The 14,700-nt window shown below is 49.3% G+C and carries 16 protein-coding genes and 3 pseudogenes; 12 read left to right on the forward strand and 7 right to left on the reverse strand.

Annotated elements, in window-relative coordinates; translation table 11 throughout:
• Nucleotides 1-95: 95 nt before the first annotated feature.
• Both DMB82_RS10235 and DMB82_RS10240 read right to left on the reverse strand, forming a co-directional pair.
• A pseudogene (locus DMB82_RS10235) lies at nt 96-206 on the reverse strand (ABC transporter substrate-binding protein); the annotation flags it as partial.
• Nucleotides 206-661 (reverse strand): annotated as a pseudogene (locus DMB82_RS10240) (LLM class flavin-dependent oxidoreductase); the annotation flags it as partial. The pseudogenes DMB82_RS10240 and DMB82_RS10235, both read right to left, overlap by 1 nt.
• A 320-nt stretch (nt 662-981) precedes the next feature.
• Between DMB82_RS10240 and DMB82_RS10245 the strand changes: the two are divergent.
• Nucleotides 982-1,527: a flavin reductase gene (locus DMB82_RS10245; RefSeq protein WP_039489376.1), complete on the forward strand. Its 546-nt coding sequence runs from the start codon at nt 982-984 to the stop codon at nt 1,525-1,527.
• 357 nt (nt 1,528-1,884) lie between these two features.
• Here DMB82_RS10245 and DMB82_RS10250 read toward each other — a convergent pair whose 3' ends face one another.
• Nucleotides 1,885-3,081, reverse strand: coding sequence for a M20 peptidase aminoacylase family protein (locus DMB82_RS10250; RefSeq protein WP_116162940.1), 1,197 nt, complete (start codon nt 3,079-3,081; stop codon nt 1,885-1,887).
• Between the two features lie 292 nt (nt 3,082-3,373).
• On the opposite strand from DMB82_RS10250, the gene DMB82_RS10255 reads away from it, so the two are divergent.
• From DMB82_RS10255 to DMB82_RS10265, 3 genes are all read left to right on the forward strand, one after another.
• On the forward strand, nt 3,374-3,943 hold the full coding sequence (locus DMB82_RS10255) for an LLM class oxidoreductase (RefSeq protein WP_226888136.1): 570 nt from the start codon (nt 3,374-3,376) through the stop codon (nt 3,941-3,943).
• Between the two features lie 159 nt (nt 3,944-4,102).
• Entirely contained in the window at nt 4,103-4,330 is a 228-nt protein-coding gene (locus tag DMB82_RS10260) for a hypothetical protein (RefSeq protein WP_116162942.1), read from the forward strand.
• A gap of 249 nt (nt 4,331-4,579) precedes the next feature.
• Nucleotides 4,580-5,362: a ketol-acid reductoisomerase gene (locus DMB82_RS10265; protein WP_116162944.1), complete on the forward strand. Its 783-nt coding sequence runs from the start codon at nt 4,580-4,582 to the stop codon at nt 5,360-5,362.
• Between the two features lie 163 nt (nt 5,363-5,525).
• On the opposite strand, the pseudogene DMB82_RS10270 reads toward DMB82_RS10265, so the two are convergent.
• Nucleotides 5,526-5,804, reverse strand: a pseudogene (locus DMB82_RS10270) (LbetaH domain-containing protein); the annotation flags it as partial.
• A 308-nt stretch (nt 5,805-6,112) separates the two neighbouring features.
• Here DMB82_RS10270 and DMB82_RS10275 point away from each other — a divergent pair.
• Nucleotides 6,113-6,532, forward strand: coding sequence for a hypothetical protein (locus DMB82_RS10275; RefSeq protein ID WP_039316115.1), 420 nt, complete (start codon nt 6,113-6,115; stop codon nt 6,530-6,532).
• A complete protein-coding gene (locus DMB82_RS10280; protein ID WP_116162946.1) occupies nt 6,517-7,251 on the forward strand; it encodes a hypothetical protein in 735 nt (244 codons plus the stop codon). Before DMB82_RS10275 ends, DMB82_RS10280 begins: the two co-directional genes overlap by 16 nt.
• A gap of 284 nt (nt 7,252-7,535) precedes the next feature.
• On the opposite strand, the gene DMB82_RS10285 is transcribed toward DMB82_RS10280, so the two are convergent.
• Both DMB82_RS10285 and DMB82_RS10290 read right to left on the reverse strand, forming a co-directional pair.
• A complete protein-coding gene (locus tag DMB82_RS10285) occupies nt 7,536-8,486 on the reverse strand; it encodes a GlxA family transcriptional regulator (protein WP_116162948.1) in 951 nt (316 codons plus the stop codon).
• Nucleotides 8,487-8,510: 24 nt separating this feature from the next.
• Nucleotides 8,511-9,287 (reverse strand): MBL fold metallo-hydrolase, encoded by a 777-nt coding sequence (locus DMB82_RS10290; protein WP_116162950.1) that lies wholly within the window; start codon nt 9,285-9,287, stop codon nt 8,511-8,513.
• Nucleotides 9,288-9,738: 451 nt separating this feature from the next.
• Here DMB82_RS10290 and DMB82_RS10295 point away from each other — a divergent pair, with 451 nt between their 5' ends.
• The 3 genes from DMB82_RS10295 (at nt 9,739) to DMB82_RS10305 (ending at nt 11,376) form a co-directional block, all read left to right on the forward strand.
• The gene (locus DMB82_RS10295) at nt 9,739-10,296 is read left to right on the forward strand and encodes an OsmC family protein (protein ID WP_116162952.1); all 558 of its coding nucleotides are present in this window, start codon (nt 9,739-9,741) and stop codon (nt 10,294-10,296) included.
• Between the two features lie 155 nt (nt 10,297-10,451).
• Entirely contained in the window at nt 10,452-11,021 is a 570-nt protein-coding gene (locus tag DMB82_RS10300) for a TetR/AcrR family transcriptional regulator (RefSeq protein ID WP_116162954.1), read from the forward strand.
• Between the two features lie 16 nt (nt 11,022-11,037).
• Complete coding sequence (locus DMB82_RS10305) at nt 11,038-11,376, forward strand: carboxymuconolactone decarboxylase family protein (RefSeq protein WP_116162956.1); 339 nt, start codon at nt 11,038-11,040, stop codon at nt 11,374-11,376.
• 29 nt (nt 11,377-11,405) lie between these two features.
• Here DMB82_RS10305 and DMB82_RS10310 read toward each other — a convergent pair whose 3' ends face one another.
• The gene (locus tag DMB82_RS10310; RefSeq protein WP_016246487.1) at nt 11,406-11,735 is read right to left on the reverse strand and encodes a thioredoxin family protein; all 330 of its coding nucleotides are present in this window, start codon (nt 11,733-11,735) and stop codon (nt 11,406-11,408) included.
• Nucleotides 11,736-11,954: 219 nt separating this feature from the next.
• On the opposite strand from DMB82_RS10310, the gene DMB82_RS10315 reads away from it, so the two are divergent.
• From DMB82_RS10315 to DMB82_RS10325, 3 genes are all read left to right on the forward strand, one after another.
• Entirely contained in the window at nt 11,955-13,061 is a 1,107-nt protein-coding gene (locus tag DMB82_RS10315; RefSeq protein ID WP_116162958.1) for an alkene reductase, read from the forward strand.
• 65 nt (nt 13,062-13,126) lie between these two features.
• Nucleotides 13,127-13,828 (forward strand): DsbA family oxidoreductase, encoded by a 702-nt coding sequence (locus DMB82_RS10320; RefSeq protein WP_116162960.1) that lies wholly within the window; start codon nt 13,127-13,129, stop codon nt 13,826-13,828.
• 63 nt (nt 13,829-13,891) lie between these two features.
• A complete protein-coding gene (locus tag DMB82_RS10325) occupies nt 13,892-14,665 on the forward strand; it encodes an SDR family NAD(P)-dependent oxidoreductase (RefSeq protein WP_116162962.1) in 774 nt (257 codons plus the stop codon).
• The last annotated feature ends 35 nt before the right edge of the window (nt 14,666-14,700 follow it).

Below are 14,700 nucleotides of genomic sequence, written 5' to 3' on the forward strand. Positions count from 1 at the left end.
GACAATTGAGGTACCTTTAGCGAGGCTGATGATCTCGTTAAAACCGGTAGGCAGAATAGAACGCAGCGCCTGCGGCAGAATGATGCGCACGGTGCGTTGACCGTACCGACATGCTTAACTTTGCCCGTCAGCTCTGCTTTGTAGGCACCGATCACGTTGGGGCCGAAATAGGCATCGGAACGGCCGGATTGCAGACTCAGGTTGGCAATGCGTGTTCCGGATGCTGTTCACGGGAAAAGTTTTTCGCCGATCCTTCCAGCGGCGATGTCACCACGTTCCAACCTGCGCGGCCGTTGCTGAGATGGTCGAGGCTGGCGAACTGCCGGGCGGTGGTAAACGGTTCGGAATACGACGTTGAGAGTGTGCCAACCAGACCAATATGCGTGGTGACGGTAGCCAGCGCGGACAACAGTGTCAGCGGTTCAAAGCGATTGAGAAAGTGGGGGATAGATTTTTCATTGATATACAGGCCGTCGGCCACGAAGACAAAATCAAATTTCCCTTGTTCGGCTTTTTTTACCGCATCCAAAACAAAGCCAAAATTAATGCTGGCGTCGGGTACGACGTTTTTATGCCGCCATGCGGACATATTTCCCGCTGCGCCCTGTAATAGTAAACCCAGTCTTAATTGTCGATTTGCAGATGTTTGTTTTTTACTCATTGTCAGAAACCTTTTTATTAATTGAATGTGCTTATTATTAATTGAGCGTACTTATTGTTAATTAAACGAACTTCCATGAAAGTGAAAACAGTCCATCAATAAACCGTCAGCTAATAAACAAGCCATCAATAGGCATTCACGTATTCAATGAAAGGTTAATAAGACGTTAATAGCGTGTTTTCACTATTGATTAGGCGAGGCGTGATGTAAAATAACAAAAATGGATAATGAAATTCAAAAATTTCAGATTATGATATGGCTTGTTTTGTTAGTATGATGTTAATAATCATGTTTCTCGCCGTATCTAAAGGAAGTATTGAATGTCTGATTTGATAGCTGAACGACACGTCACCGCGAATGACGCGATTCTCTCTGCGGCGGTTGCCACGGTTGACCGGCAGGCGTTTCGTGATGCGATGGCAAGGCTGAGCGCGGCGGTCAATGTCGTTACGACGGATGGCCCGGCAGGTAAGGCTGGTTTTACGGCGTCCGCCGTGTCCAGCGTCAGTGATTCGCCGGGCACGCTGCTGGTGTGTCTAAATCGCGGTTCGTCGGTGTATCCCACGTTTCAGGCGAATACGCATTTGTGCATCAATACGCTGGCGGCCCATCATGAAGCGCTGTCGTCGCTGTTTGGGAGCCCGTCGTCTACCGAAGAACGGTTTGCCGCGGCGGAGTGGGACGTGTTACACACGGGTTCACCGGTGTTGCGGGACGCGCTGGTAGCGTTTGACTGTCAGGTTGAAGAGGTGGTGAGCGCGGCGACGCACGATATCTTTATTTGCCGGGTATTAGCGATTAAGCAGGGCGAAAGCACGGATGGTCTGGTGTATTTTTCCCGTCGTTATCATGCTGTTCGCGGTTAATGAAATACACTAACCAGACGCCAAGCCTTGCAGATAAAGTGCGTCGAGCGGGGGCAATGGATAGATCGTAAAGACGCTGCAAGTACCTCCCTGTAAGCTCGAGCCGCGCGGATATGAATCTCATCCCTGAGATTCACCCTTTCAGGGCCGTCGCAAGCGACGTTCAAAGGCGTTCCTAACGCCTTTGTCCTTGGCGCGGACGCTTTACTCTTCTATTCCATTGCCCCCGTTTTCGTTCTGAAAATAGGTTTTTCACCAGTTTTCCAGCGTGAATGATTTAGGGAATAACCCCCTCCGCCGAATTGATCGCGCGGAGGTGATTGTGTTTGTAGGTGATTGAATTTGTAGATAAAAATATTACGATGAAGACAGGACGGCCTGTGGTGAGGTGACTTTCGTGGTGTTCAGGCGATGCAGTGCCGCTTCCGCTAACTGTGCGAAATAGCGAGAAGCTGGCGCAATCGCGCTTTCATCTGGATTGAACTGAGGATGATGCAAACCAAATTCGCTGTTTGAACCAATGCTGACGAACGTGCCCGGTACATCCTGAAGGTAAAGCGCAAAGTCCTCGCCGCTCATTTGCAGTTCGGCGTTTTCTACCTGATAGCCTGCGTCTCGGGCAATTTGCTTGCTGAAATCAGCCCATTCACTGGTGTTCACAACCGCAGGCGGGCCAGGATACCATTTCAGTTCCGCTTTTGCACCCAGCGCAAGGGCGATGCCGCCAATCAATTGCTCTATTCGTTCCGGTATCTCCGCGCGAATCGCAGCATTGTAGGTACGAACCGTCCCTTCCAACTCTACCGTTTGCGGCAGGACGTTCCAGGTGTTGCCGCCCTGAATGCGCGTGACGCTGATGACCAACGACTCCAGCGAGCTGAAGCTACGGCTGGGCAGGGTTTGCAGCGCATTGACGATATTGCAGGCGGTGACGATGCTGTCGATGCCCTGTTCGGGTTTGGCCGCATGTGCGCCTTTGCCCGTAATGTGAATAGCGAAGCGATCCACGTTGGCATAAAACGGGCCGCTGCGTGTCGCGAAGGTGCCAGCAGGAAGTTCAGGCGCGTTGTGCAGACCGAAAACGGCCGCGACATCGGCGAGCGCACCGGCGCGGATAAGCTGTTTGGCGCCGGTCGAGACTTCTTCTGCGGGTTGGAAAAACAGCCTGACTTTACCCGGTAAGACAGATTCGCGTTTTTTCAACAAACAGGCTGCACCCAGCATCACGGCGGTGTGGAAATCGTGACCACAGGCATGCATGACGCCCGCGTGCTGAGAGCGAAACGGCACATCGACTAACTCTTCAATCGGCAGCGCATCAATATCGGCCCGCAGCGCAATCGTCGGGCCGCTGCCGTGACCGATTTCGGCAACGACGCCCGTGGTTAACGCAAGGGGCAACTGGCGGATGTCTTTCTCTTGTAGCCAGCGGGTAATGTGCGCGGTGGTTTGGTGTTCCTGATTGGACAATTCCGGGTACTGATGCAAGTGCCGTCGCCAGTTAATTACCTGTTGCTCGAATGACGTATCACAACAGGGGATAGATTCAGCCATATCAATACACCTCCTTAACAAAACGTAAACACGCTAAAGGTAGCCGATAGCCACTCTACGGATAAATACCGTCTGGTTATATTTCATGCTTTTTATGATGGCGCTTTTTTGTATTCATTTATTATGAATATTTCTGCTAACAAATTCTGTTATTAATATTTATTTTTTACACCTTTATGCAACATTCTTCTTATTCTGTTTTTCGCTATGACTGTTGTTTTTGTTATGACTATTTATTGCTGTGAATAGCGCTAGCACGCTAACGAATAGTCGCTGAAAATAAGGAAACATCGTGGGATATACGCTCAGTTTATTAGATCAAAGCCCCATCGCCGAAGGAATGAATGCGGCGCCATTACCTGAACAGACGCCACAGCGCTTTCTGCTGGGTGCCAGTCAGGAGAGTGCGCGGTTAGCTGCCTCGCTAGGCTGGAGTTTTGTGTTCGCCGGGTTCATTAACGCCAGTGAAACGCTGCTGACGGAGTCTCTCTTGAGCTATCGGGAGTTGAAGCCCGCCAACGCCCAGACGCTGCTGTCACTGTCGGTGATTGCCGCCGAACGTCATGAGGATGCGGAGGCACTGGCCAGCACGCAGCATAATTATAAAGTTTATATTGAGAACAAGCCGCCGCTGACGGTAGGCAGTCAGGAACAGGCTGATAACTTTGTTCGGCAGGCGGGCGCGACGGATTTCCGTATCGTACAGGAGCCGCGTCATGTGCTTTACGGCACGCCGGAACATATTCATCAGCGTCTGGATAGCTACCATCAGCGCTTTGGCGTGGATGAGTTCATCATTCATACGCCTGTAACGTCACCCCGCGAGCGTGAGGCGTCGATTCGGCTGCTGGCGCAGCGTTGAAAACGTGAGCGATGAAGCGCCATAGTGAATACTGATATAGTAGCACCAGTGGTGTTTTTTCAGACAAAACCTTACATATTCCCCCTGCTTGATTGTTCTATACTCAGTAATAAGCAAGATAAGTTTTACTGACAGAGAAGATGAATAGGGGGAAGAAAAATGATTGGTCTCAACCTAGTTTATCCAGTGTCATATAGCTCAATGCCTGACAAACCCGATCATGTTCAGGGCATATCCCGCTCGTCTCATCTGTCTGGTTACCCTAATCAGGACGCGTCTACCCGAACCCGGACGACGTACGAAAATAACGCATCGGTCTTTAAACCACCGATAGCCGATGGGATTAATCGCCCGACGGCAAATAACCAGCTTAATGTTTACGTTTAAGACGGTATCAAGCGGATAAAAATGGGCAATCACGTACTGTAAACGATCGTTTCGGTGCGTAGGTTGCCCTCTTTTTTTCACTTTATTTGCATCAAGCCCTCCTAAAAAAGCATCTTCTTCTATAGTAGTCATTACGCTAGGGATAGTCGGTTTAATCGCCTATTTTTTAGCGTGTCGGCTTTCTAAACTGCGTCGCTTTTGTGTTTCCATGAGCATTGGAATGGCAAATATTTCTATGAGAGAGAACAGATGAAGAAATTACTTAATATTGCATTAATAAGAAGATTTACTGTTATTGCACTGTTTGTTTTTTCAGCATCGGCATGCTCATTGAATCAGGGTACTAGCCATTTCGAAAAAGCATTGCTCACGCCTGAACAGATCAACGAAGCAATCGTTTATCAAAAGGATGCGGATAAAAATAGCGATGTTAAACCGAAAGAGGGGGAAAAATGGTTTAACGTCATCTTAGGGCAGGAGCCCATTATCATTAGCGCCCCCCATGCTACCGAACCGTTTCGGGATGGAAAATATCGTTTCTCTGACGGAGGCGGAACGGCAGCGCTGGCAATCATGTTGGGAAAACTGACGGGTTCGACGGTCATCTATACAACAAAAGCCTCTCCTTCAGACCCCAACTACTACGATAATAATGATTATAAAGCGAGACTAGCCGAATTAATAAAATCACAAAAGCCGAAACTCATTATTGATATCCACGGCAGCCACCCTTACCGACCCTATGATGTTGATATCGGAACCATGAAGGGAAAATCTCTGCTGGGTAAAGACGAACTGGTGACCAAACTCATCACCTCATTGCGAAATGAAGGTATTTCCAATTACTCAAACAACTATTTTGCCGCCTCCAAGAATGAAACCGTCACAAAGTTCGGCGCAGCACATGGCGTACCAACGATCCAACTTGAGGTCAACAGCGTTTGGATGGTGCCAAGTGAGGGTAATTATGAATCACATCGGTTTGCGCAATTGCTCCAGGGCATGGTTCGTTACGTCAATAGCGTAAAATGACAGTCGAACACGCACGATTGAATCACGTCGATCGGTTTATCTGTATTAACTCAGACCTGATCTAGCAATGTTGCTGCGCAGAGCTAAACGTAATCTTACTGGCAGCCCTGTGCCAAAAGCGGATGTTACTTATCCTGACTAAGCAAAAGACAAACGGCAGCATCTATTCGTCCAGTAGTGCTTCAATATCAGCGGACATGATTGCCGTGAGTTTTAGGGTAATCTTTTCTACAGGCCAGTCCCACCATGCCAGCTTCTCCAGTGCCAGAATGTTTTCATCTGTGAAGCGTTTTTTAATGACCCTGGCCGGATTACCACCGATAATTGAATAAGTGGGAACATCAGAGGTAACGGCTGAACGTGATGAAATGATTGACACGTTGCCGATCTTAATGCTTGGCATAATCAGCGCTTGGTACCCAATCCATACATCATTACCCATTATGTTAGCCATGGCGATCGGCTAACGCAGGAAACAAAACGTGAGATCCTTTCCCAAAACGTTCAAGGTGCTACCCATTGGGAGAAAAAATCCCGCTAAGTCACGTTATCACAGTGACGTCTCGGCATACTCCAGAGAAGCTATTTTCCCTTTGTACAAAAGGCTTTTCGCTGTTTTGTGGTTGCATATTACGACTCTATTATGTAGATTTAATAGACAGCTGACGATGGCGTCAACTGACTTGATAGGTTCCACATGGGTGGAGCAATCGCCATGAGACACATGGGTGTCCAGGCTAAGGTGGGTATATGTTACACGCACAAGCTAAAACGAAGAATCAGCGCTCGATTCAAACCATTCGTGACAATACGAGTGTAATCGCGAGCTTTGAGCCTCGTTCTATGTTTCCTGACACTGTTGAAGTGCGTAGGATGCTGAACCGTACCCAGAAGGATTCGCAGCACTTCATCGTTACCCTGAAAAGCGACCTCAAGCGAGCGCTGGACACGACTGTTGTTAAGCCATTTGCGGAGATCGCCATTCGTGGTGAGAACCTGCGCTTTACCGTGAAGCCTGAAAAGCAATATCCAAACCTGTCTTTAAACGACGAAGTTATTGGAATGATTGAAACATCAGTTGCTAATTTCATGGAAAAGCACTTTTCTGCTCACGTCAATCACCGTGAAGCTAAAAATCAGGATTGCAAAAAGGAATGGCACCTTCTCTAATCGGCGACAATTACGCCAAAGATCTTTCCCAACTCCCGTCTTTCCCAGGCGGGAGTTTTGTTTCACACACATCATGCTTTATCCTGCCTGACGATGTCGTAATTCTCCGCCTAACGGAAACAACCTACGATAGCGCCGATTATCATCACATAGCAGTAGTCGAAGAAGTTGCCTTCACCGATCCTGAGTTCATTGCCAGCCACATCGACGATTTGCGTGACAACGACGGGTTGGAGGACAGTGAGATCGTTGATCGCATCATGGTTCTTGAGATGGAGGACGAGGACAAATCTGAAGTGATAGCTCGATTTGCTTATGACAATTTCTCTTTCATAGACCCAAACGAAAACCAAGCTGAAGGTAAGCAAATACGAGGCGCTTATGTTACGCCTGAACGAGCTGGTGCTGGTTTAGCGGGGCAGATTTACCGTCATCTGACGGAAGTCCACAAACATCTAATCTGCGATAACACCCAAACAGTTTATGGGGCAGCCCTATGGGCAAATACAGTTCGCAACGTTGCCGGCCGCGTTGATATTTACAACGCAGCTAAACATGAGTATGTCGAAGAGTTAGGTGATGGAGCCAAAGGGGTAAAAGGCTTCATACCTTGGGACATCGGGAAACTAAACCCCTCATCGTTGGGCAAGTGGCAGCAATATCCCTTCAACTCGGACATCAAGCAATGTTATTACCTGGTGTTGATCATTTCAGCTTAAAGAAACCCTCTTCGGCGGGTTTTATTCCCCCAAAATCAGATCATTGCCTACAAGCTGGCCTTTACGCCGTGGCCGCTTCGCATTAGCCTAATAGGCACATTGACCTGCCCCCAGTATTCAATACGACCGTCAGTTAGTAGTGGTGTGGAGTTGCGAACTTCCGCTGCTCGCTCATAGCTGCCCGTCAACTTTGTGCCAAGAGCGGACAGACTTAGGTGGTACAGATTATTGTCGTAATTGCGGGAACTGGAATCTTCACCCTGCAATTGGCGCTCTTGTGTTAGTTATGCATTACGGAATGTTTTTCGCCATTCTCTGGGGCTGACACCGAATTTTTCCCGAAACTGCAACCTGAACGTTGCAGCAGACTGAAAACCCACTTTCTCAGCGACCTCTTCTACAGGAAGATCCATGTTCTCCAGTAACTCCTGACTCTTATGCAACCGTGCTGCTGTAATCCACTCAATGACGGACATACCGGTCGCTTTCGTGAAATGCCGCGTCAGCGTCCTGCGGCTCATTGAGGCGTATTCGGCCAGAGAATTAATATCGTGCGGCTCCAGAAGGCTCTTTAGCAGGTAATCAAGCACCATGTTAATTCTACAGTCGGCGGTCTTTTGCGTGACGGGATGATTAATATACTGTGCCTGACCACCTTCACGGTGGGGAGGCGTGACCATCCTGCGGGCAATGCTATTAGCCGCAAGGCTGCCAAAATGTTGACGAATAATATACAGACAGCAATCCATCGCTGCAGCCGATCCCGCGGATGTAGTCAGTCCATTGTCATCAACATAGAGTTCATTCAGATTTAAATGAACGGATGGAAACAGCTCCCGAAAATCATCCTCATATTCCCAGTGAGTTGCTGCCATATGCCCATCCAGTAACCCTGCATAAGCCAATACGAAAGTGCCCAGGCACAATCCCACTATCTGGACTCCCGCTTCACGTGCTTTTACCAGCCCGTCAAGCAGAGGACTGGATGGTCGTTTCCGCACATCTCCCCAGAAGGGCACAATGACGATATCAACCTGCGTTAGCACCTCCAGATCATGATCGGCCTGTATTACCGTTCCTTCCTCAGACCAGATGAGACTTGGCTTTTCAGCACATATCAGGCGGGTAAAAAGCTGTTGTTCTGTGACGGTACCACCAAAAAGAATCAGCGGAACTGATACGTGATACGTGCTGAAGCCCTGGGTAACAAGAATGGCAACTGAGATCACAGATATTTACTCCCGGAGGATCGGTTGGTGTCAGAACGTGACAGCTTCGCCGTCAGAAGGCGCTGAAACATAGCTCTGAATATGGTTAACGTATGCATAATCCAGAACTTCCTGTCGTGTGACCAGACAGTGGTTTACAGCTTCCATGTGGGTGGCAACTATTTGGGCTTCAGGCAAGACAAAGTGAGCCTTCAAAATATCCTCTTTACCAAAGATGATTGCGCCAAAGCCCAGAACATGAGCCCAACCGGTATTCATAATCAACACACCAGGCATATATTTGCGCATGTTTTCTTCAATGGCTTTCACCCAGATCGAATCACCAACAAGATATAAAGTTTTTTCTGCTGGATGACGGAACACAACACCACTGGCATCGCCAAGAATTTCGGCCATCTGCGGGTTAGCATAGGCTTCATCTGAACCGTGTTGGCAAGCTGTCTTAATCAGTTCAATATCTTCAAAGCGGCTGGTTTCGGTCAGAGTAACCAGATTAGTAAAGCCCTGAGCACACAGCTGTGTTTCATCGTTCTCATTCTGGACGTAAATCAACTTATCCTTTGGCACAATATATGCTGCGGCCAGATCCCAGTGGTCCGAGTGCGTATGGGTAATAATAATTGCATCCACATCAAGCAGTAAGCTTATATCCAGAGGTAATTCCACCATAGGATTACGAATTTCTGAGCGAGCCGTTCCCTGAAAACCTTCCACTGCATCTTTATCAGAAAGCATGGGATCGATAAGGAACTTCTTACCTGCATATTCGATGATTTGGGTCGCATTACGGACCTGAGTAATTTTCATTTTGTGTTCTCCCGAACGCTATTTAACTTGGTAAGAGCCACGGTAACCATGGCCCGATAACAAATTTTAGTGATAATCGGGCAACCCTACTATGTCTTAAAGGCCAAGTTTCGCTCATATCGGGTCAAAATAGTGCCAGTAAGGTCAGCAGCATAAGCCAAATCTTTTATGTCCGTATCTCGCTGTGAGTTCAATTGGTCGATGCAACGCTATCCTTAAACAGGGTTGGGTTTTCTGAGTTTTCTATTTATGTACAACAATATTGAGCTATTTGTGGTTAAGGCTGCTCAATAACATAATCAACGTGCAATAAAGTGTTTATCGTGGCTGTCTGCACTCTTTTTCATAAAACAGTGGACAAGTCTAGCTTACGTCGTTAACCTACCTACTAGTTGATTGGTTGTCACTAACGATAACCACACTCTTTTCTTAAGAAATCCCTGGAGCCATTATGTCTATTACCGTTAAACCTTCTGCAGCCGCAAATGCTATCCACATGACCCGTGAAGCCGTACGCACTCAGCCTGGCCTGGGTAATCTGACTTTCCAGATGAAAGCCCGTTCCAACGGCGGGTTAACCGTTCGCACGGAAACCGGCGCCACTATTCAGAACGGTATTGTTGATGACAGCCGTGTGGGTAAATTCTCCAATATCGGGGATGAACCTGCAGGTTTACTGGGTACTGATACCGGGATGAGCCCGACCGAATACATTATGCAGGCGCTTGCGGGTTGTTATACAGCCACCCTGACTATGATGGCCGCTGAAAAAGGCATCGACCTTGACGGCATTGAGTTGGATCTGAATTTCGATATCGACCTTAATGGCTTCCTCGGTCTCAACAGCACTGTGCGTAAAGGTGCTAAATCCATTCGCGTTGATGTTCACATGACGAGCAAGACTGCAAGTCGCGAGGAGTTAGAAGCGCTGGTCAGCGAAATGAAAAATACTTCACCTATCCATGACACGCTGGCTAACCCTGTAGAAATGATTACACGCTTAGTGTGAATAAATGATCTGATGTAAAAGACGTAACGATGCCATCACGAAAAACAGGATGGCTGTTACCATCAGGACAGAACAATAGTTAGTTAGTGATACACCTTGCTACCCCAAAAATGCAGGAATATAATCTACCAACTAGTAGATTATATGGAGCAATTATGACAACCATGACGCGGGAAAGGCTGCTCAGTGAGGCCGAACATCTGATGCGCGAAAAAGGCTATTCGGCATTCAGTTATGCTGATTTGTCTAAAATCGTCGGTATTACCAAGGCCAGCATTCATCATCACTTTCCGACCAAAGATATTCTGGGCGAAGAAGTGGTGATTCAGGCATTGGCGGATACTCAACGCGTGTTTGAACAGATTGAGGCCGCAGAAAAAACCGCAGCGCAAAGAATCGCTGCTTATGTTGACCTTTTTGCACAGAGTCATCGCGCATCACTGTTACCGCTGTGCTGTGCATTGTCCGCTGAGACAGCCAATCTGCCCAGCAATATCACTGACCAGACGTCGCGCTATTTCGATATGCAGATTGAGTGGCTAATGAGCGTTGTTTCACGTGGAATTGCTGCCGATGAGATTGCGCCGCAAGGTGAACCCTCTGACCTGGCTTTGATGATCATTAACCTTTGCGAAGGTGCAAGCGTCGTGGCCCGTGCTACGGCGAGGCCAGAAGTTTTTAGTAGCAGCCTCAAATACATAAAGCTGCTCCTTAATACCCGTTAATCCGGAGATTGACAAAATGTTAGACTGGAACAATTACCGCACAGATTTAATGCAACGCCTGGGTGAACTCGGCAAGCTAACCCCGGATACCATGAAAGGCGTGGTTGCTCTGGGAAATGCAGGCAACAAAACAGATCTTCTGGGTGCTAAAGTTCGCGAACTTATTGCAGTGGCGTGCGCAGTTACCACGCGCTGTGACGGTTGTATTGCCTTCCACGCTGACGCTGCCGTTAAAGCCGGCGCAACGGATGCGGAAATCGCCGAAGCACTGGGCGTTGCGATCAACCTTAATGCGGGCGCGGCTGTCATTTATTCAGCACGTACCCTGGATGCAGTAAGCCAGGCTCGCGGTTAAGCGTTAAATATTTCCTCTTTAAAAGGGCATTATTGCCCTTTTTTAATGTCCGCAATTGCCTGCGCATATACCGCAGGCGATTTCACACCCGGTATGCGTTTTACCAGTTGTCCTTCATGAAATATCAGTACCGACGGTAGACCCCATATTTCATATTTGGTCGTCAATACCGGCGCCTGATCGACATTGACCTTTCCTGTCTGGATATCATCATCGAGCCGTTCTACAAACAGACTGAACATCTCTTCGCTTGCCTGGCAGGGCGGACACCACGGAGCAGAAAAACGCACGACTGATATCCCCTCGTACTGTTCTATCTGCCGGAAATTATCTTCGTTATAAGACGTTAAGTTACGCATGTTGATGACCTCAATGAGTTCGCGGGCGTTTACGCAGGTGGCCGTTGCGTTAAACAAATATCGTAATGGTTTTCGTTGACCTACCTACTAGATGGTTGATATAGTGCCAGCCATCAGATGTTTACGCAACTGCAATCCGACGATGTTCAGTCGGTGAGTCTGCCGGACGTTGTCATTCCCCTGTGGGGATAAACCATTTTTGTCTTTGTGAGGTACACGATGAGTAAGCTGTTCACCCCCTACAACCTGTCTGGCATGACATTAAAAAATCGTGTGATTATGGCGCCGATGACGCGCACCCGCACTATGAATGACGTACCGGACGAGGTCGTGGCTTTGTATTATGCACAGCGTGCTTCCGCTGGTCTGCTCATCACCGAAGGTATGCCTGTTTCAGAAGAAGGCCGTGGCTATCTCTATACTCCGGGCATTTACAATGACGCACACGTTCAGGGCTGGCGTAAGGTGACGAAAGCGGTTCATGCCAAAGGTGGCCGTATTTTCGCCCAACTCTGGCACGTCGGCCGTATGTCTCACACCACTCTTCAGCCGGGCCACATTGCACCGGTTTCAGCGGGCACCGTTCAGGCGGTCAATACCACTGTTTTTGCGCTGACCGAATCCGGCGAGCCGGGCCCGGTTGTGCCAAGCCAGCCACGCGCACTGGAAACCCATGAAGTGAAACGCATCACCGCCGACTTTGTACATTCCGCGCGTCTGGCAATGGAAGCCGGTTTTGACGGCGTGGAAATCATGGCGGCGAACGGGTTCATCTTTGACCAGTTCCTCAGCAGCGAATTAAACACCCGCACCGATGAATACGGCGGCTCCGTGGAAAACCGTCAGCACTTCCTGCTGGAAACTATTGATGCCGTGGCTGACGCGGTGGGTAACAGCCACGTTGCCGTGCGCCTTTCTCCCTTCGGCCGTATTTATGACCTCGCGCCGTATGAGGGGGAAGAGGAAACCTGGGAAGCCATCACTGACGCTCTCGGTCAGCGCGAACTTGCCTATGTGCACCTTTACTATCAGCCGGTGTACACCAAAGCCCCGCTGCCGGAAGGATTCCGCCGCCGTTTCCGCAACTCTTTTAAAGGCACCATTATCGCTGCAGGTGGTTTCACTCGCGATATCGCCGAACAGGCACTTGAAGCCGATGAGCTGGATTTAGTGGCGTTTGGCGTCCCTTACATCGCCAACCCTGATCTGGTCGAAAGAATGCAAAACGGCTGGCCGCTGGCAGAAAGTGACCGTACCACGTACTACGGCGTCAGTGGTTCTCCGGAAAAAGGCTATACCGATTATCCGGTCTGGCAGGCTGAATAAATCCAGTGCAGGCGCCGTTCTTCGGGAAGTTAACGCGTCTGTCCCACAATCGTTGAGGAGTCATCATGAAAACGCTTAAACCTACTCTCACCATTGATATCTGGTCAGATTTAGTCTGCCCGTGGTGCTGGATTGCTAAAAAACGATTTGAACAGGGGCTGAACAGTTTTGAGTTTCGCGATCAGGTGGTGATCCGTCATCACAGCTACCGTCTGGCTGGCGGTACCCCAACAATGCCTTTCAGAGAGGCCATCGTAAAAAAGCTGGGTAGCCAGCATTCGGCAGAACTGATGATGAATCAGGTGGAGACCGCCGGTAAATCTGAAGGCCTCACCTACAACTTCGACACCATGATGTTTGGTGATACCGAAGATGCGCACACCCTTCTGACTGCCGCGCGTAAAGCTGGAATAGCGGATGCCGTCGAAGAACGCTTTTACCGCGGCAGTATCACTGAGGGTCGCTCTCTCTTTGACCGTAATGAACTGGTTGCACTGGCCGTTGAAGCGGGCATGGCAAAAATCGACGCTGAAGCCGCTCTTGAAAACGACGATTTCCGTGCTTCCGTTGCCGGCGATGAAGCTCATGCACGCTCCATCGGCGTCAGCGGTGTCCCGGTCTTTGTGATGAACGAAAAATACGCTATCAGCGGTGCTCAGAGCGCAGATAACTTTTTGAACGCCCTGCGTCAGGTATGGGATGAGCAGCAAACTGAGTTTTCAGCCACTGCGGGTCAGACCTGCGGAACCGAAGGCTGCAGCATTTAGCCCGTCAACCGTCGGCACTGACCGTGCCGTCAACTTCTTACCTGTAAATATAGGAGTATGAAAATGAGTGAATTTTTTAAAGGTAAAAAACTACTCGTCGTCGGCGGCACCAGTGGCATGGGACTGGCTGTCGCGCGCATGGTGCTCGAAGCAGGCGGTAGTGTTGTTCTGACCGGCAATAAAAAAGACAAAGCGGAAGCCGTGCAAAAAGAGCTGAGCCCACTGGGCCCGGTTGCGGTTATTGCGGCAAACCTGATGACCGAAGAGGGCATGGAAACCATTCGTCAGGAAATCAACACCAACCACCGCGATATCAGCCTGATGGTCAATGCTGCCGGGATTTTCATTCCCAAAGATTTCACCGAGCACAGCGTTGCCGATTACGACATGTATCTTTCGCTTAACCGCGCCACGTTCTTCATAACGCAGGACGTCGTAAAGAACATGCTGGCGGCGAAGCTGGAAGGATCTATTGTCAACGTCGGGTCGATTGGCGCACAGGCTGCGCTGGGTGACTCACCGTCTTCTGCCTATTCCATGGCAAAAGCGGGTCTGCATGCCCTGACGCGTAATCTGGCGATAGAGCTGGCCAGTGCCGGGATTCGTGTGAATGCCGTGTCACCGGGAATCGTGCATACGCCAATTTATGAAGGGTTCATGGATAAAGCCGACATCGCCGATGCGATGAAGTCTCTGAACGACTTCCATCCGTTGGGGCGCGTCGGGACAGCGGAAGATGTAGCCAATACCATGCTGTTCCTGCTGTCTGATAAAGCATCATGGGTCACCGGGGCTATCTGGGACGTCGATGCCGGCATCATGGCCGTCAGACGCTAATCAAAGCACGTTCAAATGAGCCGCCCCTTACCGGG

Origin of the sequence: Pectobacterium aquaticum, assembly GCF_003382565.3 — a bacterium.
GTDB classification, from domain to species: domain Bacteria; phylum Pseudomonadota; class Gammaproteobacteria; order Enterobacterales; family Enterobacteriaceae; genus Pectobacterium; species Pectobacterium aquaticum.